The sequence below is a fragment of the Pandoraea pnomenusa genome (genome assembly GCF_000767615.3).
Taxonomy (GTDB): domain Bacteria; phylum Pseudomonadota; class Gammaproteobacteria; order Burkholderiales; family Burkholderiaceae; genus Pandoraea; species Pandoraea pnomenusa.
In genome coordinates this window covers 3,875,075-3,897,198 of record NZ_CP009553.3, presented here as the reverse complement: position 1 = coordinate 3,897,198, position 22,124 = coordinate 3,875,075, and the positions used below count along the sequence as shown (strand labels likewise).

Annotated in this window: 16 protein-coding genes; 9 read left to right on the top strand and 7 right to left on the bottom strand. The window is 64.5% G+C overall.

The features are described 5' to 3' along the window. Window positions 1-123 precede the first annotated feature (123 nt). Together LV28_RS41415 and LV28_RS41410 are read right to left on the bottom strand one after the other, a co-directional pair. A complete protein-coding gene (locus LV28_RS41415; RefSeq protein ID WP_038620380.1) occupies window positions 124-3,780 on the bottom strand; it encodes an autotransporter outer membrane beta-barrel domain-containing protein in 3,657 nt (1,218 codons plus the stop codon). Between the two features lie 301 nt (window positions 3,781-4,081). Beyond that, window positions 4,082-6,787, bottom strand: a complete 2,706-nt coding sequence (locus tag LV28_RS41410; protein ID WP_023597058.1) for an autotransporter family protein — start codon at window positions 6,785-6,787, stop codon at window positions 4,082-4,084. A gap of 368 nt (window positions 6,788-7,155) precedes the next feature. Here LV28_RS41410 and LV28_RS41405 point away from each other — a divergent pair, with 368 nt between their 5' ends. The 5 genes from LV28_RS41405 to LV28_RS41385 all read left to right on the top strand — a co-directional run bounded on the left by LV28_RS41405 (window position 7,156) and on the right by LV28_RS41385 (window position 13,553). Next, window positions 7,156-8,391, top strand: a complete 1,236-nt coding sequence (locus LV28_RS41405; protein WP_038620382.1) for a glycosyltransferase — start codon at window positions 7,156-7,158, stop codon at window positions 8,389-8,391. Window positions 8,392-8,536: 145 nt separating this feature from the next. Next, on the top strand, window positions 8,537-9,478 hold the full coding sequence (locus tag LV28_RS41400; protein WP_038620385.1) for a LysR family transcriptional regulator: 942 nt from the start codon (window positions 8,537-8,539) through the stop codon (window positions 9,476-9,478). Between the two features lie 74 nt (window positions 9,479-9,552). Continuing rightward, the gene (gene tcuA / locus LV28_RS41395; RefSeq protein WP_023597055.1) at window positions 9,553-10,962 is read left to right on the top strand and encodes an FAD-dependent tricarballylate dehydrogenase TcuA; all 1,410 of its coding nucleotides are present in this window, start codon (window positions 9,553-9,555) and stop codon (window positions 10,960-10,962) included. Further along, the gene (tcuB, locus tag LV28_RS41390; protein WP_038620388.1) at window positions 10,949-12,166 is read left to right on the top strand and encodes a tricarballylate utilization 4Fe-4S protein TcuB; all 1,218 of its coding nucleotides are present in this window, start codon (window positions 10,949-10,951) and stop codon (window positions 12,164-12,166) included. Before tcuA ends, tcuB begins: the two co-directional genes overlap by 14 nt. 55 nt (window positions 12,167-12,221) lie before the next feature. Then, window positions 12,222-13,553, top strand: a complete 1,332-nt coding sequence (locus tag LV28_RS41385; protein ID WP_038620389.1) for an MFS transporter — start codon at window positions 12,222-12,224, stop codon at window positions 13,551-13,553. A gap of 138 nt (window positions 13,554-13,691) precedes the next feature. Here LV28_RS41385 and LV28_RS41380 read toward each other — a convergent pair whose 3' ends face one another. After that, window positions 13,692-14,618 (bottom strand): CHAD domain-containing protein, encoded by a 927-nt coding sequence (locus tag LV28_RS41380; protein ID WP_080738776.1) that lies wholly within the window; start codon window positions 14,616-14,618, stop codon window positions 13,692-13,694. A 461-nt stretch (window positions 14,619-15,079) separates the two neighbouring features. On the opposite strand from LV28_RS41380, the gene LV28_RS41370 reads away from it, so the two are divergent. Next, entirely contained in the window at window positions 15,080-15,283 is a 204-nt protein-coding gene (locus tag LV28_RS41370; RefSeq protein WP_023597050.1) for a dodecin family protein, read from the top strand. Window positions 15,284-15,431: 148 nt separating this feature from the next. On the opposite strand, the gene LV28_RS41365 is transcribed toward LV28_RS41370, so the two are convergent. Together LV28_RS41365 and LV28_RS41360 are read right to left on the bottom strand one after the other, a co-directional pair. Continuing rightward, window positions 15,432-15,680 (bottom strand): hypothetical protein, encoded by a 249-nt coding sequence (locus LV28_RS41365; RefSeq protein ID WP_023597049.1) that lies wholly within the window; start codon window positions 15,678-15,680, stop codon window positions 15,432-15,434. A gap of 165 nt (window positions 15,681-15,845) precedes the next feature. Continuing rightward, a complete protein-coding gene (locus LV28_RS41360) occupies window positions 15,846-17,363 on the bottom strand; it encodes a sigma-54 interaction domain-containing protein (RefSeq protein WP_024788563.1) in 1,518 nt (505 codons plus the stop codon). Between the two features lie 343 nt (window positions 17,364-17,706). Between LV28_RS41360 and LV28_RS41355 the strand changes: the two genes are divergently transcribed. Genes LV28_RS41355 through LV28_RS41345 form a run of 3 tightly spaced genes read left to right on the top strand, consistent with a single transcriptional unit; the run spans window position 17,707 to window position 20,400 of the window. Then, the gene (locus tag LV28_RS41355; protein ID WP_023597047.1) at window positions 17,707-19,107 is read left to right on the top strand and encodes a GntP family permease; all 1,401 of its coding nucleotides are present in this window, start codon (window positions 17,707-17,709) and stop codon (window positions 19,105-19,107) included. Between the two features lie 44 nt (window positions 19,108-19,151). After that, the gene (locus LV28_RS41350) at window positions 19,152-19,937 is read left to right on the top strand and encodes a 3-hydroxybutyrate dehydrogenase (RefSeq protein ID WP_028730811.1); all 786 of its coding nucleotides are present in this window, start codon (window positions 19,152-19,154) and stop codon (window positions 19,935-19,937) included. Between the two features lie 46 nt (window positions 19,938-19,983). Further along, window positions 19,984-20,400: a cupin domain-containing protein gene (locus tag LV28_RS41345; RefSeq protein ID WP_174234926.1), complete on the top strand. Its 417-nt coding sequence runs from the start codon at window positions 19,984-19,986 to the stop codon at window positions 20,398-20,400. A gap of 34 nt (window positions 20,401-20,434) precedes the next feature. Here LV28_RS41345 and LV28_RS41340 read toward each other — a convergent pair whose 3' ends face one another. Together LV28_RS41340 and LV28_RS41335 are read right to left on the bottom strand one after the other, a co-directional pair. Then, window positions 20,435-21,160, bottom strand: a complete 726-nt coding sequence (locus tag LV28_RS41340; RefSeq protein ID WP_023597044.1) for an ABC transporter substrate-binding protein — start codon at window positions 21,158-21,160, stop codon at window positions 20,435-20,437. Between the two features lie 82 nt (window positions 21,161-21,242). Beyond that, on the bottom strand, window positions 21,243-22,007 hold the full coding sequence (locus tag LV28_RS41335) for a DeoR/GlpR family DNA-binding transcription regulator (protein WP_023597043.1): 765 nt from the start codon (window positions 22,005-22,007) through the stop codon (window positions 21,243-21,245). Between the last annotated feature and the right edge of the window lie 117 nt (window positions 22,008-22,124).

The window sequence follows — 22,124 nt, the reverse complement described above, 5'->3', positions numbered from 1 at the left end:
TCAGGGCAGGCCCAGTCCCGGATGGTGGTGGTGTCAGTAGACTGACGCTCGACGAAGCCGTCGGGGGCGGGCGGTCCAACGTCTCGCGCACCGGCGTCCGCCAGCGCGAAACACGTGAGCATCTCACCAGTTGAACCGAACGCCGACAATGCCTTGGACGGCCGATTGCCGCGAGCGGCTGTCGTCCAGCGACACGCGGTAACTCGCCTGACCGTAAAAGCTCGTGTTGGCGTTGACGCGCGCCGTCACGCCAGCGCCGATCTCCAGCGCCGTGTCGCCGAAGCGGCTCGTAATGGGGGCGTTCGTTCCGAAGGTCGCCTGGTCGCTGCCGGCGAAGGCATGCCACAGGTTCAACCTTGCGTAGGGTTGCCAGAGCGTGCCACGCATGTCCCGGGCCGTGCGTTGCAGGCGAACGCCCAGCCGTCCCGTCACGGCGTTCCCCGAATCCCAGTCCACGCTGGAATAGGGGTCACGCGCCTGATTCACCGACACACCCTGCCAGATGAGCTGCGCCTGCGGCTCCCACTGCCATTGCCCTTCGTCGCCAAATCGCATCGGATACCCGGTCTCGAGCGAGGCGGCGAACCCGGTGGCATGCGGCGACACTTCGGCACCGTAATTCGACCGGGCCTTGATGTCGTACCAGCTCGTCTGAAGGACGGCGTCGGTATACGAGCCGCTCGGGCCGAAATGTGTCCAGTACGCGCCGAGCGATGGCCCGCTCATCGAGAGCTTCCCGACGGCCAGATCCTGCGTGCCGAGCGCGAAGCCTTGCACCGATGTGGCGCTGTAGTCGGTATAGGCGACGTACACGCCGACATGGTCGCGGTGCCCGCTGTCCGTGGTGCGCCGGAACAGGTCGACGCCGGCCTGCACCCCGGTCTGATTGCCGGCCGCCTTGGCATCGACGTCGCCCGTCCACCGGTTGCTCACGCGCGCGCCGAACACGCGCGCCCAGCCAAGGTTGCCGTAGTCGCGGCCTTGCGAAGTGCCGCGCAGATCCTCTTCGTCGCCCACCCGTTCATGCAGGGTGCCGAGCGTGGCGAGTCCCATTTGCCGCGCGAGCGCCGGCACCGGCACGTAAAGCGCAACCTCGGGACGATAGAGCGGAACTTCCGTGGTGGGCGCCGACGGCGTGCTCGGCGCTTCGATGAGATTCGAGCGCAGGAACCAGTCGTTCGCGCCAGTACTGCCACCGCGAAAGAGCTGGTACTCGTACGCCCCGGCGGCAACGCGTTGGCCGAGCGTAAAGGCATTCGTTGCGGAGGCGCCACCGCCGGTCACCTGCACCAGTCGGATGCCGTCCGCCGTCGTTTGGGCGCCGGGGCCCCCGGCGTTATTCACCAGCAGTGTGCTGGTGCCGCTGGCCTGTCCGCCGTTGACCACGAGAAGATTGGTCGGCGAATTGTCGGCACCGAGATACGTGTTGAAGCCGATGCGGCTACCGGCGCCGCCGGCGTAGCTGCCGACCGTCAGGGTGCTGTACGATCCCGTCCGGGCCACGAACTGGATCAGCCCCGCGTTGGTCACGGTGCCAATCGCGTTGGAATCTCCCGTGACATTCCATACGCTGGCGCCATCGATCACGACGTTGGTGGCGTTGCGCGCCAGGCCCGTCCAGAGACTGTTCTGCAGCGAAACGTTCGCTGTGTTGCCCGCGTCGGCCAGCAGGTTTCCGGTCCACTGGGATGTGGAAAAGCTCGCACTGGCCGTATTGCCCGGGCCGCTCAGCACCAGATCGCCAACCCAGCGGCTGTTGCCGAGGCGATAGGTGAGGGTGGAGGGATCGACAACGATATCGCCGGAGACGGAGGGCGTATCGACGATGTCGAGCGTCAGGTTCGATGGGGCGCCGCTGGTGCCTTCGGTCACCATCGCCAGCAGTTGTCGGCCGTTGACGGTCGCCGGGACAATTGAAGTCACGCCGCTGAGGGAGACGCTTCCGGTGCCGCCCTGGGCGAGGACGATGGCGCCGCCGGTCGCACTCAGGCTGCCGCCGCTGATCGAAATCGCGCTCGGGGCGCCGCCGGCGAGATAGATCGCCGCCGATCCGTTGCCGCTCACGGCAACGCTCGTTGCCGTGGCCGACAATGTGCCGCCGTCGATGGCGGCGAGTCCATGCGCTGCCCCTCCGGTGGTCGCGACCGAACTACCCGTCAATTGCACTCGGCCTGCATTGCCGGCCTGGATGGCATTGGCCGCCTTGCCCGCCGTGGTAATGGTGGTACGGTCGAGCGTGACGACGCTGCCCGCATCCTGTGCCTGGGCACCGAAGGCGCTTTGCCCCTGCGTGGCCACGGCAGCGCCGGTGGCGGCGATGCTTCCTCCAGCCGATGCGTGCAGGCCGACGGCCTTGACGTTGGTGGTGCTGATCCGGGTACCGGTCAGGTCGACGAGGCTGCCGCTGTCGGTGGCGCGAACGGCGTCGGCGCCGCCGAGCGCGCTGGTATCGGCGCCGTGAGTCGTGATGGTGCCACCGGTCACGCGCGCCACACCTCCCTGGCCGCTCCAGACGCCAACGGCGCCGTCGCCGTTTGTGGTCACGGCGTTGTTTTGTCCCAGCCACTGACTGCCTTGACCCAGGACGTTCACACCATGCGCTTGCAGGCCAATCTGTGCGTCGGGGAACTGAAGGACCGGTGGTGCGCTGCCGCCGACGCGATATCCGGTGGTGATCTCCGTGCCCGTCGCAAGCACCGTGGCGCCGTCTCGAACCAGCAAGCCCGCGCTCGAAGGCCCCGACGTACGGACGATGGTGTTCGTCAGCGTGATGGCGCCGCCGCTGCTGGACTGCGCGCCCGGCGAGTCGGGTTGGTAGGTGAAAACGCCATAGCCCGAGAAGTCGATCTTCCCTCCGGCGTCGGCCCATATGCCCGGGCTGTTCGCGCCATAGGTGGCGGAACTCGCGCCACTGGTGGCGACGATGCTGCTGCCCGTGCCCCGGGCGAGCATGCCCGGGGAGTTGGCGATGACTGTGCCGCCGTAATAGTCCCCGGACGCAATGGCGCCGCCGCTCATGGCGATCGCGCCGCCAGCGGTGGCGAAGAGTCCCGCGCTGCCATTGCCGAGGACATTGATATAGGTGCCGTTCAGGCCGAGATGGCTGCCGGCGCCCGACGCGGCTGCGCCCGGGGTGTTGTCGCCATAGCTGAACGTGTTCAGGCTGTTGAGCGTGATCGCGCCACCGGCATCCGTGAAGACTGCCGAGGCGCCCGCGCCTGCCGTCGTGATGTTGGTGCGCGTGAAGATGACGGACCCGCCATTTGCCGCATACGCGCCGTACGCGCTGTCGCCGCTCGTGTTCACGGCACTGTCGGTGAGCGTGATCTCGCTGCCCGCATCGACGGCACCGACGCCGTTGGCGCCGGCCCCGTTCGTGTAGACGGACGTATAGCTTCCGCTGATCCGGCCGCCGCCGTCGGCAAGGAGGCCATGCGCGCTGGCGCCCTGCGTTTCGATCGTGGAACCGTCGACCACAGTGCCGTCGAGGGTGACCGTTCCACTGCCGGTCGCGTGTACGCCCAAGCCTGTGCCGGTGGCCGTCAGACTGACGGACGTGCCGCTATAGACGCCTGTGCCGGAGACGTCCACGACCGGGGCGGCGCCCGCGCTTTCTCGCGCGGTGAACGCCGTATCGGTGCAACTCCCGGACGACAAGCTGACGGACGCCGGCGCCGGGGCGCATTGCGCCAGCGCCTGGGCGGAAGGCAGCATCGCGGCCACGACCGCGGTCACCATCTGCCGCTTGCCGCCGGCGGCGCGCACTTGGGCTGATTTCATTTTGGCTGACACCGTCTTCCTCCCCCAATCGCCGGGCGATTTCCATCTTGTCGAGACTAGATAGTCAGCATTATTAAATATTTATCAGAGTCAGGTGAGATGAATAAAGTCTCGTTTTCCGATGGTTGGACATTGCCATGAGGCAGTCATTTGATTCGGCATCCGCGATAGTCGATCTGTGAGTATCCTGTTGCCGGCAATGACCTCGACGCTTGTTTTTGTCGATGAAAACGATGCGGGCGCGAAAGCGTGCCGAATTCGAAGGTCTGCTCGGCGCTCGAGTACACCGTCACGGCTGCCGTCAAAACATCTTTCTCACACGCAGACTGCCGGCCTGAGACAGGAAACCCGCAGCGGCCTGCAGGTCATAGCGCAACGTCAGCGTCAGGTCGTTCCGGCGCAGAAGCGAGATGCCGGCAGTGAGGAGGGCGGAGTTGGTGGTCGGGCGTGGGCCTGACGTGGTAAATGCCGTTTCCCCGATGGGGTCCGCGGCGAAGCTCGACGTTGTTAGCCCCTGTGCGTTGTCGTACTGATGGCGCCAGCCGATCTGAAGCTCCGGTACGAGTATGCCCTGCGCTGCCTCGAATCTTCGAGAGAACTTCACCGCCAGATCCGTCGTCACCGACGTCGTGTGCGTGGAACCCACCGCAAGTGCCGAGCCGTCTCCGCCGTCTTCCGTATAACTGTTCTGATTCAGATAGCCGTAAGTCAGTGCCACAATCGGCGTCACGGTGAACGGGCCGCTCGCCAATGGATAGCCGAACTCGGCACGGGCCACCAATTGCGTGCCACCGAAGCCGGCGCGAGCCGTTCCCGTAAAACCGGGGAAATTCATGATGCGCGCGGTGCCGTATCGATGTTGCACGGCGCCACCGGATAGATTGGCGTACCAACGGTCAGCGGTGTAGCTGCCGTAGCCAATGAGCCCGAACCCGTCCACTCGCGTCTTGCTGCCCGAGGTGAAGCCCGTGTTGGAGATCTCGGTGTTGCTGTAACTGATCACACCACCCACGCGCCAGCGCTCATTGACAGCACAATCGAGGCCGGCCAATACCCCGCCGAAGTTGGCGCTGTAACCGTCGATGGAACCTTCATCCGCCTGACTGGCGTGTCCACCCAGCGCCTGGCCCCACATGCCGCGCAGCGGTTCACTGTCGCACGTGGAAGGGGATGTGGCGAACTCTCTGAGTGAATTGACGCGCGCCGAAATGATGTTCAGGGCGTCCATCGTCGGAGCCGCGGCGGCCCGGCTGGCGGTGACCTGCATGAGCGGTCCGAGCTGACGCGCGGCCTGCTTGTGGTCAGCCGGCTCCAGCGCCTTGGTGGCATTGAAAAGATTGAGAAGTCCCGGATCGTCGACGCCCGTGTAGTTGTTGATGCCCGGAATTGCCGGTGGGGCGGAGGGCTGAGGAGGGGGCGACGTGAGAATCGTCGGCGCGTGCAGGGACAGCACCAGATAGTTCCGCTCGGTTGTGGTCACCGATGCACCGGTGACTTTAAGACCCGAGCCAATTGCGGCATACCGCAATGCCGCTTCGTTGTACTGGGTCCCGGTCAATGAGGCGTCGACAACAACAAAGCGTTGGCCGGATGCGAAGGCGTAGGCGCCAAGCGGCTGAAGCGTGACAGACGAGCCCGCCGCAAGCACGGCGCTTCCCGAGACGATCAGTCGGCCGTAACCACTGTCATCCACGGGGTTTCCCCGGGCGGTCGCGGTATCCGACACCCCTATTTGCAACGTTCCCGTGCTTGCCTGATGGAAGTTGCCCGTGATTCGAACCGCATTGTTGATCTGAAGCCTGGCTGCGGTGTTGGTCACAACCGCCGAGCCAACGTCGATGTGGTCGTTCAGAACGAGATTGCCATTCGTGAATTCGACATCCTGATCGCTGAGTATCTGGCCCATAGCGCCACCGAGACCGGTGAGGGTGCCGTATACAGTCCCGGCGCCGCCTCCGATGCGAAGGCCCGGGCCGCGACCGCCTCTGGTATAGATGTCTCCCGCAATGGTCCCCGAATTCGTAATGCCGTTCACCTCCCAACCGTCACGGAAATTCAATGCGTAGGTACTGCCCGTGATGATCCCATTATTGGTCAGCGACCCGATGCTGCCGTTTTGTGCGTAGATGCCCACGCCGCTCGCGTTTGGCGTGCCTTCGACCGTGCCCGAAATGGTGCCGCTGTTGATCAGCGATCCGATCGTGCCGCCGTACGAAATCGCCATACCCATCGAGCTGAAATTATCGTTCCCACGAAGATTTCCGGCGTTCACCAGTGATGTGATGGTCCCGTTGACCTCGACGGCGGTCTGGCCGTTGATGTCGGCGTGATTTTGCAGCTGCTCAATACGTCCGCTGTTATCGACGCCGACACGATTCCCGTGAATGACGCCGGTATTCGTCAGGGTTCCGATGGTGCCGTCGGCGTAGTTGTCGATGCCCGCGTTGGCGCCGATGATGTTGCCGGCATTCACGATCTGCATGATCGTCCCATCGTTGAGCACTGCCGAGAAGCTCCCGGTGATGAGGCCATTCGCGCCATTGGCGATCAGACCGATGCTCGCCAGTTTGTCGTTGGACACGCCGATTTCGCCATTCATCACGCCGTCGTTCGACACCCGTCCGATGTTTCCCTGGTTCCAGATGGCACCGAAGAACATCGATGACTTGAAAACACCGGTGCGGCCGTTCTCGATGGCGGAAATTGAAGACCCCAGGCCGGCGTTGAGCGCTGAAACGTAGCCAGAAACGGTGCCGTCGTTAATCAGGGTGCCGAGTTCCGGGCCGGTCGCTTCGATACCGGACCCGTTGCTGGTATCGGCGTTGATGACGCTGCCGGTCGTCGTGATGCTCAACGTCCCGGACGCCCAGGTCTGCGGGCCGACCGGTGAGTTGATGGTGGTTTGTGCGGCCGATGGCTCGGAGAACAGAACGGCCATGGTTGCAAATGCGGCTGTCACGGCGGCGGACAATCGCGTCTGCTTCGGAAGCGATGGTGATTGGATCATGGTCTCTCGCGTAATGGGGATAACGCGGAGAGACTTCGCGCAACGGACGAGACGGCAAACACCTGATGAGCGCTCACCGCAAGGATTGCGCCGCATTCAGATGACCCCGTTCTCGCTATGAAAGTCGCGAGTTCACCACGTCTTTTCCGTGCCAATCGTTGTTGGCTTGCTCATGAGTGACAGATCTGCGGAAATGATTCCGTCGCGTTTGAATATTGTTACGATGGCGAAGCGTTATTCATCGTCGACAGGTTAATTGCCTGCGCTTGTTCTGCAGTTTTGCGAGTAAACCCGCGGTTGGACGAAGGGCGCGCGTTGGCCGACAAGTGCGCGGCATCCGGCGGGCGAATGTATAACGAGAGGGGAACATGAGCCGTATCGTCATCGCCTGGGAGCTTGGCGAGAATCTCGGGCATCTTTGGAACTTGCTGCCGGTCGCGCAGCGGTTGCGGTCGCTCGGTCACGACGTCTCGTTCGGAATACGAGACGTGGCGCAGGCGCATCGATACCTGGCACCGCTGGGGTTGCGGTGGTTCGCCGCGCCGGTCGCCCAAGGCGTCCCGCCACTGGGGCGCGATGTCGCTTCTCACACCGATATTCTTGCCGCGTGTGGCGCGGCTCACGCAACGCATCTCGCAGGAATGGTGGGCGCGTGGCGTCATCTCTTCGATGTACTCCAGCCCGACCTCGTGCTTGTCGAACATGCGCCGTTTGCATTGTTGGCGGCAAATCGCATTGGCGTTCCTACCGTGCACCTCGGCACCGGTTTCACGATTGCGCCGACGCTGGCGCCCGCGCCGAACTTTCGCCCGTGGGATTCGGCGATGAAGGATGAGGTCGTGCAAACGGGGCATCGAGTGGCGCTCGCGGTGCAGCAGGTGTTCGGAGGTCCATACCCGCTCGATGAATGCTTCAGGGCGAACGAAACTCGCCTGCTCAGTATCCCGGCGCTGGATCACTACGATGGGATGCGTTCGCCGGACGCGATGTTCATTGGCGCAATGCCTGCTCCGGAATCCCATGGTGAACCTGTCGAATGGAAGCGTGACGATGTGCCGCGCGTGTTTGTCTATCTGCGCGCCTCGCCGTACCTCGACGCTGTCTTGCGTTTGTTGGACGACGCCGGTGCCGAAGTCATCGCCACGTTGCCGGACGTTCGCCCGGCGCAGGCGGCGCGGTACCGAACCCTGCGCATTTACGATCAGCCGGTAAGGATCGACGCACTGCTCGGCAGCTGTGATCTGGCCATCACCCACGGTGGGCATGGCACGGCGTTGGCGTGCCTGCTCGCCGGTGTTCCGATGTTGGCGTTGCCAATGCATATCGAACAGCTTCGCGTGACCGAAAACGTCGCCAATGCCGGTGCCGGATTGGGCATTCTGCCGGCCCACGTGACCGAACACTTTGGACCCGTCCTGCGGACGATGTTGGCGACGCAGACGTTTCGCGAGGCCGCACGTGCAATTGCAATGCGCCACAGCGGGCTGGACCCGGCGCGGGCGCTCGATGGCGTTGTCGAACTGATCGAGCGCGCCATTGTGTCGCGCTCGCCGGGCGCCCGCACGGTTGCCGATGGGCGGGAATCGGGCCCCGCCCGCCACTGACGAGATGCGCTGACGTTCAGGTTAGCCATCGCCGTTGGGCCGAAGGCCGTAGCGCGCACCAAACCCATCGGTGAATCGCGCACGAAGGTAATATCTGCGGGATTTCAACCGAAAATCCCCGACGGGCAAAGTCCCCCATCGTGAAATGGAACTCAGACAACTGCGGTATTTCGTGAGCGTGGTCGAACACGGGAGCATGGGGCGAGCGGCTCTCGAACTTGGCGTCGTGACCTCTGCGCTGAGCCAGCAGATCAGCCGCCTCGAGAGCGAACTGTCGACCCGCCTGTTGCAGCGAACCTCCAACGGCGTGGTGCCCACCGACGCGGGCCTGGCGTTCTGGCGCCAGGCGCAGCTTGCCCTGCGCCATGCCGACGCCGCCGCATCCGCCGCGCGCTCCGCCCGTCTGTCGGGGCATGTGAGCGTTGGGTTGGCGCCGAGCACGGCGAGTGTGCTGGGCGTCGCCTTCGCGCGGTCCATGCGCGAACGGTATCCGGACGTTCGCCTGCGCATCGTCGAGAGTCTTTCCGGATATCTATCGTCGATGCTCGGGGCGCGCCAGATCGATCTCGCCGTGATTTTTCATGAGGTCCCCGCGCAACGCTGGAGCGTGATGCCGCTGCTCGACGAGCCGTTGTTCCTCATTGGCGCCGTCGACCTCGACGGTATGCCGAGCGGCACCTCCGTCAGGCTCAGGAACCTCGACAAGCTTCCGCTGATTCTGCCCAGCAGCACGCACGGCCTGCGCTCGCAGCTCGCCACGGCGTTCAAGCGGGCGCGCTTCGAGCCTAACGTGGTCGCCGAGGTCGACGGCCTGGCACTGCTCATGGACATGGTTTGCGCGGGCATGGGCGCGACGATTCAACCCGGGGCGGCGCTCGCGCGGCCAGCGCCGGTGCCGCTGGCCAGCGTGCCCGTCGCCGAGCACTACGCCACCCGGCCGAACATGATCGTCAGCGTGTCGGACGATGAACTGTCGCCCGCCGGGCTCGCCGCGCGCGTCGTGCTTGCCGACGTGGCCCGTCAACTCGTGCGCGAAGGCCGGTGGCCCGGCGCGCGGCTGCGTACCCCGACCGTTCACGAAACGTGAAGGCCCCTTGACGCCTGACGTCTGGCGACCCGGATTTGACATCCCTATGATGCGTGCGAAAGGAGTCAAGTCAAATGGTCGACGTACTGGTAATCGGAGGAGGCAACGCCGCGCTTTGCGCCGCGCTCATGGCGCGCGAGGCGGGGGCGTCGGTTCAGCTCCTCGAGTCGGCGCCGCGTGAATGGCGCGGCGGGAACTCGCAGCACACGCGCAATCTGCGCTGCATGCACGATGCCCCGCAGGACGTTCTCGTCGATGCCTATCCCGAGGAGGAGTTCTGGCAGGACCTGCTGAAGGTCACCGGCGGGCTTACCGACGAACATCTCGCCAGGTTGACGATCCGCGCATCGTCGTCGTGCCGTCCGTGGATGCAGAAACACGGCGTGCGTTTCCAGCCGCCGCTGTCCGGCGCGCTGCACGTCGCGCGCACCAACGCCTTCTTCATGGGCGGTGGCAAGGCGCTCGTCAATGCCTACTACCGCAGTGCGGAAGCCCTCGGCGTGGACATCCGCTACGACACGCCGGTCGATTCGCTCGAGCTCGATGGCGACCGCTTCGTGGCGGCGCGCAGCGGCAACAAGCGGTTTGCCGCGCGCGCCTGCGTGCTGGCCGCCGGTGGATTCGAGTCGAATCGCGAGTGGCTGCGAGACGCCTGGGGCCAGAACGCGCGCGGCGAATGGCCTGCCGATAACTTTCTGATTCGTGGCACGCGCTTCAACAAGGGGGTGCTGCTCAAGCACCTGATGGATACCGGCGCCGACATGATCGGCGATCCGTCGCAGTCGCACTGCGTTGCGATCGATGCGCGCGCCCCGCTATACGACGGCGGCATTTGCACGCGCATCGATTGCGTGTCGCTGGGCGTCGTCGTGAATCGGGACGGTGATCGGTTCTACGACGAGGGCGAGGACTTCTGGCCCAAGCGCTATGCGATCTGGGGTCGGCTCGTCGCGCTCCAGCCGGGGCAGATCGGCTACTCCATCATCGACGCCAAGGCGATCGGACGCTTCATGCCGCCGGTCTTCCCGGGCGAGCGCGCCGACTCGCTCGAAGCGCTGGCGCGCAAGCTTCAGCTGCCCGAGGGGCCGTTCGTGGACACCATCGCACGCTACAACCAGGCCTGCCGGGTCGGCACGTTCGATCACACCGCTCTCGACGACTGCCATACGGAAGGCCTCACGCCGCCCAAGACACACTGGGCGCGCCGGATCGATACGCCGCCGTTCTACGGCTACGCGTTGCGCCCCGGTATCACCTTCACCTACCTCGGCCTGAAGACCAACGACCGCGCGCAGGTGCATTTCGGCGGCGCGCCGAGCGACAACCTGTTCGTTGCCGGCGAAATGATGGCTGGCAACGTACTCGGCAAGGGCTATACGGCAGGCGTCGGCATGTCGATCGGAACGGCTTTCGGGCGAATCGCCGGAACGCAGGCCGCCCGCGCCGCCCTCAAGAACACGGAGTTTCGCAGTGCAGAAGTCTGACGCAATCCCCTCCGAGCAAGGCCCTTCGTTGGCGCCGCTCGTTTCGAAGCCCGCCGGCGCGGGCGCACGAGGCAAGGCCGCGCGCGTGATTCCCATCGTCGCGCTTAATCCAGGCGAGGCGGAAGTCGCGCGTCAGATGCAGATCTGCAACGCCTGCCGCTATTGCGAGGGTTTTTGCGCCGTATTCCCGGCAATGACGCGCCGCCTCGAATTCGCCAAGGCAGATGTGCACTACCTCGCCAATCTTTGCCACAACTGCGGTGCCTGTTATCACGCGTGCCAGTACGCGCCGCCCCATGAGTTCGCCGTCAACGTGCCCAAGGCGATGGCTCAAGTGCGCCTCGAGACCTATTCCGAGTACGCGTTTCCCGCAGCGTTCGGCGCGTTGTACCGGCGCAATGGGGTGACGTTGTCCATCGCGCTGGCGGCCGGCATCTCGCTGTTCCTGCTGCTGGGCCTGGGACTGGGCGGCGGCCTTGCGCGGAGCGCCGCGCCTGCGGACTTCTATGCGATCTTTCCGCACAACCTGCTCGCCGTGATGTTCGGGGCGGTGTTCCTGTTCGCCGCGCTCGCATTGGGTATTGGCGTTCGGCGGTTCTGGCGCGACGTTGCGCCGGGGACGGCAAGCGTGCCCGCGGTGAGCGAGGCCGCCCGTCACGCGCTGACGCTCAAGTATCTCGACGGCGGCCACGGCGAGGGCTGCAACGAAGCGGACGACGCCTTCACGCTCGCGCGGCGCCGCTTCCATCACCTGACCTTTTACGGCTTCATGCTGTGCTTTGGCGCGACCGTCGTGGCAACGCTCTATCACTATGCATTTGGCCTCGAGGCCCCGTATCCGGTCCTGAGCGTTCCCGTGGTGCTGGGCGTGCTCGGTGGCGCCGGGCTCATCGTGGGGCCGACGGGGCTGCTGTGGCTGAACGTCCGGCGCGATCCCGCGCGCACCGACACGCGCCAGCGCCCGATGGATCGTGGCTTCATCGCGCTCCTGCTGTTGACCAGCGCGTCGGGCCTCGGATTGCTCGCGTGCCGGACAACCGCCGCGATGCCGACGTTGCTCGCGCTTCACCTGGGCATCGTCATGGCGCTGTTCGCAACGCTGCCTTACGGGAAGTTCGCCCACGGAATCTTTCGCAGTGCGGCATTGCTCAAGTCGTCCATCGAGAGGCGGCAGCGCAACACCCTGAGCCTGGGCTCGGAATAGCGATGGCCCGGCGCTCACGCAGCGCCGGTGCCCACACAATAACCTGGAGACAACCATGAACCCCACCGAATCCATTGCGGCGAGCGCCGGCGGTCGCCGCGCGAACCGGGCGGCCGCTGTGCTGCGCGTGACGAGCGGCAACTTCATCGAGCAGTTCGATTTCTTCCTGTTCGGCTTTTACGCCACGTCGATCTCGAAGATATTCTTTCCGGCGACCAGCGAATACGCATCGCTCATGCTCACCTTCGCCGTGTTCGGCGCGGGATTTCTCATGCGGCCACTGGGCGCCATCTTCCTCGGCGCCTATATCGACAAGGTGGGGCGACGCCAGGGCTTGATCGTGACGCTGTCGATCATGGCAAGCGGCACCATACTCATTGCGTGCGTTCCCGGGTACGAGCGCATCGGTTTGCTGGCGCCGGCACTGGTGCTGTTGGGCCGGCTTTTGCAGGGCTTCTCGGCGGGGGCCGAGCTCGGCGGCGTGTCCGTTTATCTCGCCGAGATGGCGACGCCGGGCCGCAAGGGGTTCTATACGAGCTGGCAGTCCGCGAGCCAGCAAGTCGCCATCGTGATGGCCGCGGCGATCGGCTACGGCTTGAATCAGTGGCTTACCGGGCAACAGATCGCGGCGTGGGGCTGGCGGGTTCCGTTCTTCGTCGGATGCGCCATCGTGCCGCTGCTGTTTGTTCTGCGCCGCTCGCTGCAGGAGACGGCCGCCTTCGAGGCACGAGGCCATCGCCCCCCGTTGCGCGACATCGTGGCGATGCTTTTCGCGCATTGGCGCACCGTCCTGGGCGGCATGATGCTCACGGCGATGACGACCACGACGTTTTATCTCATCACCGTCTATACCCCGACGTTCGGCAAGTCCGTCCTCAAGCTCTCGACGTCTGACAGCCTGCTGGTGACCTTGCTCGCCGCGGCATCGAATTTCATGTGGCTGCCCATCGGCGGCGCGATCTCGGATCGGATCGGGCGCAAGCCTGTGCTGATCGGCATTTCCCTTCTGGCGATCTGTACCGCCTATCCGGCGCTCGACTGGCTGGCGCAGGCGCCGAGCTTTGCCCGCATGCTGAGCGTGCTGCTGTGGTTCTCGTTCTTCTTCGGGATGTATAACGGGGCGATGGTCGCTGCCCTCACGGAGGTGATGCCCGTGCAGGTGCGCGTGGCCGGATTCTCGCTCGCGTTCAGCCTGGCGACCGCGGTGTTCGGTGGCTTTACGCCCGCCATCTCCACGTACCTGATCCAGATCACGCACGACAAGGCGGCGCCGGGATACTGGATGAGTTTCGCGGCATTGTGTGGCCTGCTTGCCGCGCTGCGGCTTTACCGGCGCGGTCCGAAAGGCAACGTGATGAACAGCGAGCGCAGCGGCGTTCCGGTGTGACGCGGCAGCACCGCTCGATCCGAGCGTGCGACGTCGGACGCGGCGCGGCACCGCGCCGCTCCGCAACACACTCGCCGCGACGTCCGTGCCGGGCGTCGACGGAGGCCGAGGTCACGCGATGGCCCTGGCCATCGTTGTCTATGCGCGAATCAACGCCATCGCTGCGCGAAGATGGCGCTTTCTCAGGGATCGCAATCGCTTGCGCAACTTTGCGGCATCCAACTCGCCGCCGAGCAGTCCAGGGCGACTGCGCAGCAGGGCTTCGCTGGCGACGACGTCATTAAGCTTGCCGAGCGATTCCTGCAACCGGCCGAGTTGTTTGAGATGCCGATTGTCGGCGGCGTTGCCGTGTTCGAACAATTCGAGCAGATACCTCACGGTCTTCCCGCGCTTTCGAAGCTCATGGAGTTGCTCCAGCCGGCTGCGTCCTGGCGCGTGTCCCGCGCTTTTCGCCTCCCGTTTCATGTTTTTTCTTGCAACGGCGATGCGCAGCGAGACGAACGCGTCTTCGCTCTGCGCGCACTTTGGCAAGGGGCGCAGGGACTGCACCGCTTGCGCGCTGGTATTGGCCAGATCCCGCATGACTTCGCGTCGCGCCATCGTCGTTTTCGCGTGCGCCAATGCGAGCGCGCGCTCGCGGGCAATGTTTTCCGGCAGCGGTGCGTCGTGTGCGACGCACGCGAGCAATGAAGACAGGACGTCGTAGTTTCGCACCTGGCCGGCGATGTCCCCGAGGCCCTTGAACAGCGCGCGATGCCGCGCGTATTGCCGGCGATCCAGCAACGGACGATAGGTCCACCAAAGCGCGCGCAAGCGACGCATCGTCACGCGAAACTGGTGCAAGTCTTCCGCGGCGCCGGCCGCCACGATGCGTGTCGCCTGAACGCCGCCGCACCGTACCAACGTTGAGGCCAGCTCGGAGAACGTCGACGATCGACACGCGGACGCGGCCCGCGAGGCCGTCGCGAATGCCGGCGCTTCCGCTGGCGGCGCCTTGCGGGGCGGCGCGACGTCGCGTGTCACCGTGATCGGGGCCTTTTTTCCCTCTTTTGCTGCTTGCGGCATATGTCGGAGATGAGCCACCGTGCGACCGCCTCGGGCGTATTCATGTCGTACGACGCAAAAACGCACTCGTCCCCCACGTAGGCGATGACCGAGCCATTCACCACGCGGTAGTGCCCCACATAATGGTTGCCGTTGATCTCAACCTCGACGGGTGTTCGTTTTTCGGATATCCGGGCGGGCGTCATCGCGTTCGCTCCATGTCGGTCTGTCGAAATTTCAACTTAGCCGCAGGCCCGCCATATCCGTCGTTCATGGCGAGTGCCTTTGATCTACGTCAGACCGCTCCCCCAACCGGATGAGGGGAGCGCCCGCACCTGCCCGCGTCAGCGCGATGCATCGTGAGCGCAACGGAATTCGTTTGACGTCGGTCAACGTCGACTGGCTGCGGCATGCCACGCTTGTCGAGGGCGGCCCGATTTCGCTCGGCGACGCCCGTCCGCGAATTCAGACAGGAGGCAACCATGTCCAAAGTCGTCAAGGTTATCGAAGTGCTCTCGGAATCGCCGAAAAGCTGGGAGGACGCCGCCGGGAATGCGGTCAAGGAGGCGCAGAAATCGCTTCGCGACGTCAAATCGATCTACATCAAGGATCTTTCGGCCGAAGTGGACAACGGAAAGATCGTCAATTTTCGGATCACCGCGAAGCTCAGCTTCAAGCTGGAGTGATCGGGGCGGGGCGCGCGTCGCCCCTCGCGCGCCAAGTGCCGAGCGCCGCTTGCACGGTTGGCGTGCCGGTCGCGCAACATCCACGGGGAACCGCCCGCTCAACCGGCCGGCACGAGTCTGGGCGCAGCGATGGTGTGGGTAGCGTTCGCTAGAAAATCAGTTGGCTCATCCAGCCGGGCGTTGGCCTGGCATTTTTGATTTCGTCGCCGACGCGTTTGATTTCGGAGAGGTAATCGTTGCGCATCAATACGATGCGCCTCGCAACGAGTGCCCGGAATCTCATTTCGCCCTCGCTGAAACCCACCCGGTCGCGGTAGCGTTTCCCGTCGGGCAGAGCCCCCCGAATTTCGTAATACGTGATCCCGTCCCTGACGTATTTCGTGATTACGGCTGCCATTTGCGTCGCAATTCGCTTGTTATAAGTTGTGCCCCGAACCAGCGCAGTTGCCCTGTGACTTCTGACAGGCAATGGTCGATTATGGCCGATCGCCCGGCTACGCGGCAACTGACGAGAAAAAATCGGGCAGTATTGCGTTTGCGCGGCCTGTCGATCCCATGCGCGTTACTCGCGCGCCGTGATGCCCAGTGCGGCCATCTTCTTGTAAAGGGTGGCACGTCCGATATCGAGCCGCGCGGCGGCGTCGGCAACCCGGCCCCCGGCGGCGCGCAGCGCTTGTGTCAGCAATTGACGCTCGAACGCCCGCATGGCGTCGTCATAGCGCTGGGCATTCGCGTCGTCGGCGGTTTTGTTATCGGACGGGACGGCGAAAGCGGCAGTGCCGGCGCCACCGGTCGGGTGGTTAGCCTCGCCGTCGCCCATGCCCTCGCCGATGAAGCGGGAAAGCGAGCGCGCGTCGATGCGCTCGCTTTCCGAGAGCAGGGCAACGCGCTCGAGCGTGTTGTGCAACTCCCGGACGTTGCCGGGCCAGCGGTAGGCGCGAAGGCAGTCGATGGCGCCTTCGTCCAGTTCCAGATGACCGGCGTCGCGGTAGGCGCTCAGCTTGTCGAGAATCGCGTACGCCATGGCCTCGATATCCGACGGCCGTTCGCGCAGTGGCGGCACGCGAATCGTCAGGACATTCAACCGGTAGTACAAGTCGGCGCGAAAGCGCCCTTGCGCCACGAGATTCGGAAGATCGGCGGAGGTGGCGGCGATGATGCGCACGTCCGTATGCACCATCCGGTTCGATCCGATCGGCTCGAACTCCCGTTCCTGAAGCACGCGCAACAGCTTGCCCTGCAGCGGTAGCGGCATGTCGCCGATTTCATCGAGAAAGAGCGTTCCCCCCTGGGCCAGCTCGAACTTGCCGGTGCGGCCTTTCCGGTCGGCGCCGGTATAGGCGCCCGCTGCCGCGCCGAAGAATTCGACTTCGAGCAAGGCGTCGGGAATGGCTGCCACGTTGACCGTGACAAGGGGTTTGTCGGCCCGCGCGGAAGCACCATGGATGGCGTGCGCGAGCAATTCCTTGCCCGTACCGGTCTCGCCGAGCAGCAGCACCGGCGAGTCGAGCTGCGCGGCACGGCGTCCGAGGCGCTTCGTCTCCAGGCTTGCCGCGCTGGTGCCCACGAAACTCCCAAAACTGTATTTGGCCCGCCTGGCTTGCGCGAGCGACTGGCGCGTTGCGAGCAGTTCCGTCTGCAAGCGCGAGTACTTGCTGAACATGGGCGTGAGCGCCTTGAGTTCGTCGAACAGCGCGAACCCCACGGCGCCGACCGTTTTGCCATGGGCGTCGCGGATGGGGAGCCGCGTGACCACCAGCGGCTCGTGTCCGGTCTCGAGAATGTCGAGCAGAATCGGCCGTCCGGTGGACACCACCTCGCGCATCAGACTGTTGGGGATGACGTCCTCGCAGTCGAGTCCGATCACGGCATCCGGATTGCTGAATCCGAACCGCGCCGCGTAGCCCCGGTTGATCCATACGATTCGCGCATCGCCGTCCACCACGACGGTGCCCTCGCTGGAATGATCCAGCGTTTCGAACAGCGATTGCATGGCCTGCTTGCGAACGAACTCGTAATCGGAGAGCAGGTCGTGCTGTCTATCGAGACCCGGCGCGTTGCGCGCATCGTCGTTCATCATGCTGAAATCCGGAAAGTCCACATTTGGAGACGATTATTCCACGAATGGAGACATTTGCTCGATTGGTGAAAACGCCTGAACCATCGGAATTCTTCTCGTTTCACCTCGATCGACTTGTTACCGCGTAGTGGGATGTCCCGGAAGTGTCTCCAAATGGAGACGTCAAGGCGCCGCATGGCCCGTCAGCGGCCTTCGTTTTTTCATTTGGCGCTTCGATAGGGAGGTCGGTGTCCTTTGTAATCATGATGTTAACGCGATGCGGCATGCTTTTTGCGTAGCTGGCAGTCGAACGTAAGAACTTCAACCTGCACAACCCCGTGCAGGCAAACAAACTGGAGACAAGATGTCGTTTCTCATCGTGCTCGCCGCACTGGCGTTTCTGATGTTTGTCGCGTACCGCGGCTACAGCGTGATTCTGTTTGCCCCCATCGCAGCACTCGGGGCGGTTCTCCTGACCCAGCCGGAAGCGGTTGCCCCCGTGTTTTCCGGGATTTTCATGGACAAGCTGGTCGGCTTCGTCAAGCTTTATCTGCCCGTGTTCCTGCTTGGCGCCGTGTTTGGCAAGGTCATCGAGCTGTCCGGCTTCTCCGAGTCCATCGTGGCCGCCGCGATCAAGTACATCGGCCGCACGCGGGCCAATGCGGTCATCGTGGCCGTGTGTGCGCTACTCACCTACGGAGGGGTTTCTCTGTTCGTGGTCGTATTCGCCGTCTACCCGTTCGCGGCGGAGCTCTACCGGCAGAGCAACATTCCGAAGCGGTTGATGCCTGGCGCCATCGCGCTGGGCGCCTTCAGTTTCACGATGGATTCGCTGCCGGGCACTCCGCAGATTCAGAACATCATTCCGACGACGTTCTTCAAGACCACGGCCTGGGCCGCACCCGTGCTCGGTGTTGCCGGCGCGGTCTTCATCGTCGTGGTGGGGCTGACTTATCTCGAATGGCGCCGCCGCGCCGCCGCGGCCAACGGCGAGGGCTATGGTGCCTCGCTGCTCAATGAGCCCGAGCGAGTGAACTCGGACAATCTGCCGAACCCCGTGCTCGCCATCACGCCGCTGATCCTCGTCGGCGTGGTGAACTACGCCCTCACGAAGGCGATCCCGCATTGGTACGGCGGCCAATTCGATGTCACGCCCGATATCCTCCCGGGGCTTCATGCACCGGTGTCGATCTCGATCAACGGCGTGGTGGCGATCTGGGCGGTGGAGGGGGCATTGCTGACCGGCATCCTGCTCGTGCTTGTCACCGCGTTCGGCAAGGTGCGCGACCGTTTCGCCAACGGTACGAAGGTCGCTGTCTCCGGTGCATTGCTCGCGACGCTCAACACGGCGTCCGAGTATGGATTCGGCGGCGTCATCGCGGCGCTCCCCGGCTTCCTCGTGGTGGCCGACGCACTCAAGGGAATTCCCAACCCGCTCGTGAACGCCGCGGTCTCCGTCTCCACGCTCGCGGGCATCACGGGCTCCGCGTCGGGCGGGATGAGCATCGCGCTTGCGGCCATGTCCGACACGTTCATCAAGGCGGCGCAGGCGTCGCACATTCCGCTCGAGGTGCTGCACCGCGTGGTCGCCATGGCCAGCGGCGGCATGGACACACTGCCGCACAACGGCGCGGTCATCACGTTGCTCGCCGTGACCGGTCTCACGCACCGCGAATCGTATCGCGACATCTTCGCCGTGACGGTGATCAAGACGATGGCGGTGTTCTTCGTGATCGCGCTCTATTACACGACGGGGCTGGTGTGAACATGACCGCCATTTCCTCCACTTCGGCTCGTACCGCACCTGAGATGGACGCTGCAATGCGCCTGAACGGCAAGACGGCACTGATTACCGGTTCGACGAGCGGCATCGGATTGGGCATCGCCCAGGCGCTCGCACGTGCCGGCGCGAATATCGTGCTCAACGGCTTTGGCGATGTCGAAGCGGCGCGCCGCGCGGTCGAATCGACCGGCGCGCATGCGATTCATCTCCCCGCGGACATGCGCCGCGCCGACGAGATCGAGCACATGTTCGACGTCGCACGCGAGCGCTTCGGCGGCGTGGACATCCTTGTCAATAATGCGGGCATCCAGCACGTGGCGCCCATCGAGTCGTTTCCGGCGCAGCAGTGGGACGACATTATCGCGATCAACCTGACGTCGGCGTTTCACACGACGCGGCATGCCCTTGCGGGTATGCGCGAGAGAAACTGGGGGCGGATCGTCAACATCGCGTCGGTGCACGGACTGGTGGGCTCCGCCGGAAAGTCGGCCTATGTGGCCGCCAAGCACGGCCTGGTCGGACTCACGAAGGTCACCGCGCTGGAAACGGCGACGACCGGCGTGACGTGCAATGCCATCTGTCCGGGTTTCGTGCTCACGCCGCTGGTACAGAAACAGATCGACGATCTTGCCCTGCGCGAAGGACTCTCGGCGGACGACGCGCGCACGCGTTTGCTCGGGGAAAAACAGCCGTCCGGTCAATTCGTGACGCCGGAGATGCTCGGGAGCATCGCATTGATGCTCTGCTCGCCGATGGCGGCGGAGGTCCGCGGCGCGACGTGGGCCGCCGACGGCGGCTGGACGGCGCAGTAGTCGCGGTTTCCCATCCCGTAGTTTTTATGGAGTCACAACCGACATCATGAACAGCACCCCAAACAAGTTCTCGCACGTCAAGCCAGGCGATACCGCTTTCGTCGGTGGGGGCCTGCGCGATTTCTTCGTGTATCGCGATCTCGGCATTGCCGATGCCACCGGTGGCAAGGTCATCGCCCATCTGGTACGTGCCAACAGCGCGCCGGAGGCTGGCACGGGATGGCATATCCACGGGGCCGATTTCCACATCGTGTACATGCTCAAGGGCTGGGCGAAGTTCATGTACGAAGACAAGGAAACGCTCGTGGAGGCGGGAGACTGCGTGCACCAGCGTCCCGGCATTCGCCATTTCCTCTTCGACTATTCGCCCGACATGGAGTATCTGGAGGTGGTGGGGCCGGCTGATTTCACCAGCGTCGGTATCGACGGCCCGTGTGCGGTGCCGGCGCCGGCACCGTGGTGACGGTCGGTTCGCCCGGCGCTCGATCCCGCCTCGCTCAGGGCGCGACCGACACGCCGTCTATGCCGTGACGGCGCAGCGCTTCGGCCACGAAGCCTGACGTTTTCATCGCTTCGACGAACGCGGCGAGGAAGGCGTTGGCGGCCTCGCCGCGCCCGATCGGCAGCCCCATCGCCTGACGAATCACCATGAATCGCTCGCCCAGAAGGCGATAACCGGGCGTGCCGGCAATGTCTGCCTCGATTTGCTGCTTTACCCCCGCGGCGACGTCATACCCGCCGCTGAGAAAGGTCGTCACCACGGCCGGCGACGTCGGTGCGCGCACGATCTCCGCATGCTTCAGTTCGCGCGTGAGGAACAGGTCGTAAGCACTGCCTTTGCCGACGACCACGCGCGTGCCGGGACGGTCGACGTCCGCATTGACCCTCACCTCCGATGCGTCGGGCACGAGGTAATAGCCCTCGATCAACACGTATGGCGCGGTAAATGCAATGGCGGCCGCCCGCTTCGGATCGACCGCGAAGAAGCCGACGTCGGCCGCTTCGGAGGCCACCGCGTCAACCGATTTCCCTGCCGCGTCGACGGTTTGCAATGCGAGCGGCACGCCGAGGCGCTGCGCGAGCGCCGTCGCCAGATCCACCGAAATGCCACAGGGCCGCGACTGCGCGTCGAGGCCCGCGAGGATGGGATTGCCCAGGTTGATGCAGGCGCGCAGCACGCCAGTGGGGGCGAAGGCGGAAACGAGAGCGGCGTCGGTGGTCATGTCGATGGCGTGCTGTCCTGTATGGCGTCGTGGGAACCACCCGGCCCGGCGATCGAGGGCGCGGGTGGCGCTTGGCTTCGCATCAGCCCACCGATTCGATCGTGATCTCGGCGTGCTTTCGGAATTCTGTCAGCGCGTCGTCGTCCGCACCGGCGTCGGTCACCAGTGTCCAGGCGCGTTCGAGCGGTGTCCAGTGTTGCTGGCTTGCGCGGTCGAGCTTGTTGGCGGTCACCAGGACATACACGCTCGCCGACTGACGGATGATGCATTCCTTGAGCCACGCCTGTTCGGCGGACGCTTCGCACAGGCCACGTCCGGCGACGACGCCGTCGGCGCCGAGGAAGGCTTTGTCGACGGACACCCGAGAGAGCGCCAGCTGTGCGAGTGGCCCGAGCACGCTCATGCTCGACGGGCGCACGTCGCCGCCGATCAGGGTCACGGGTACCCTGTTGGTCGCCAGCGGGCCGACCGCGAGCAGATTGTTGGTCACCACATGCACGCCCTCGCGTCCGACCAGAAAACGCGCCATCGCCTCGGTCGTCGTGCCACCGTCGAGAAAGATGGTGTCGCCGTCGTCGACGTGCGCCACCGCGGCGCGGGCAATGGCGTCCTTCTGTTCGCGAAAGCTCTCCCGGCGCAATTCCAGCGACTCTTCGGGTTCGTGCATGCGCACCGGCGCAGCGGCGCCGCCGTAGGTGCGCACGATACGGCGCTCGTCGGCGAGTGCGCGCAGATCGCGGCGCACGGTCGCTTCCGACATGCCGAAATGCGCGCACAGTGCGGCGACGTCGGTCATGCCGGACAGAACGGCTTTGAAAATCGCCTCGCGGCGGTTCGCAACTTTCATGGATGGTTGACGGCTGAACGAAACGAATCGTGGAAGCACGCGAGCGAACGGAGCGCCCGGCGCATGGCGCGCATAGTGTAGCTTGCCGCGAGCGGGAGGCGGTCACCGGAGCGTGGC

What these genes read in the sequence shown, in the direction of transcription:
- LV28_RS41415 (WP_038620380.1), bottom strand. Translation starts at nt 3,780, where the DNA reads ATGAAATCAGCCCAAGTGCGCGCCGCCGGCGGCAAGCGGCAGATGGTG.
- LV28_RS41365 (WP_023597049.1), bottom strand. Translation starts at nt 15,680, where the DNA reads ATGGCAGCCGTAATCACGAAATACGTCAGGGACGGGATCACGTATTAC.
- LV28_RS41380 (WP_080738776.1), bottom strand. Translation starts at nt 14,618, where the DNA reads ATGCCGCAAGCAGCAAAAGAGGGAAAAAAGGCCCCGATCACGGTGACA.
- LV28_RS41340 (WP_023597044.1), bottom strand. Translation starts at nt 21,160, where the DNA reads ATGACCACCGACGCCGCTCTCGTTTCCGCCTTCGCCCCCACTGGCGTG.
- LV28_RS41360 (WP_024788563.1), bottom strand. Translation starts at nt 17,363, where the DNA reads ATGATGAACGACGATGCGCGCAACGCGCCGGGTCTCGATAGACAGCAC.
- LV28_RS41355 (WP_023597047.1), top strand. Translation starts at nt 17,707, where the DNA reads ATGTCGTTTCTCATCGTGCTCGCCGCACTGGCGTTTCTGATGTTTGTC.
- LV28_RS41400 (WP_038620385.1), top strand. Translation starts at nt 8,537, where the DNA reads ATGGAACTCAGACAACTGCGGTATTTCGTGAGCGTGGTCGAACACGGG.
- tcuA (WP_023597055.1), top strand. Translation starts at nt 9,553, where the DNA reads ATGGTCGACGTACTGGTAATCGGAGGAGGCAACGCCGCGCTTTGCGCC.
- LV28_RS41370 (WP_023597050.1), top strand. Translation starts at nt 15,080, where the DNA reads ATGTCCAAAGTCGTCAAGGTTATCGAAGTGCTCTCGGAATCGCCGAAA.
- LV28_RS41410 (WP_023597058.1), bottom strand. Translation starts at nt 6,787, where the DNA reads ATGATCCAATCACCATCGCTTCCGAAGCAGACGCGATTGTCCGCCGCC.
- LV28_RS41345 (WP_174234926.1), top strand. Translation starts at nt 19,984, where the DNA reads ATGAACAGCACCCCAAACAAGTTCTCGCACGTCAAGCCAGGCGATACC.
- LV28_RS41385 (WP_038620389.1), top strand. Translation starts at nt 12,222, where the DNA reads ATGAACCCCACCGAATCCATTGCGGCGAGCGCCGGCGGTCGCCGCGCG.
- LV28_RS41335 (WP_023597043.1), bottom strand. Translation starts at nt 22,007, where the DNA reads ATGAAAGTTGCGAACCGCCGCGAGGCGATTTTCAAAGCCGTTCTGTCC.
- LV28_RS41405 (WP_038620382.1), top strand. Translation starts at nt 7,156, where the DNA reads ATGAGCCGTATCGTCATCGCCTGGGAGCTTGGCGAGAATCTCGGGCAT.
- LV28_RS41350 (WP_028730811.1), top strand. Translation starts at nt 19,152, where the DNA reads ATGGACGCTGCAATGCGCCTGAACGGCAAGACGGCACTGATTACCGGT.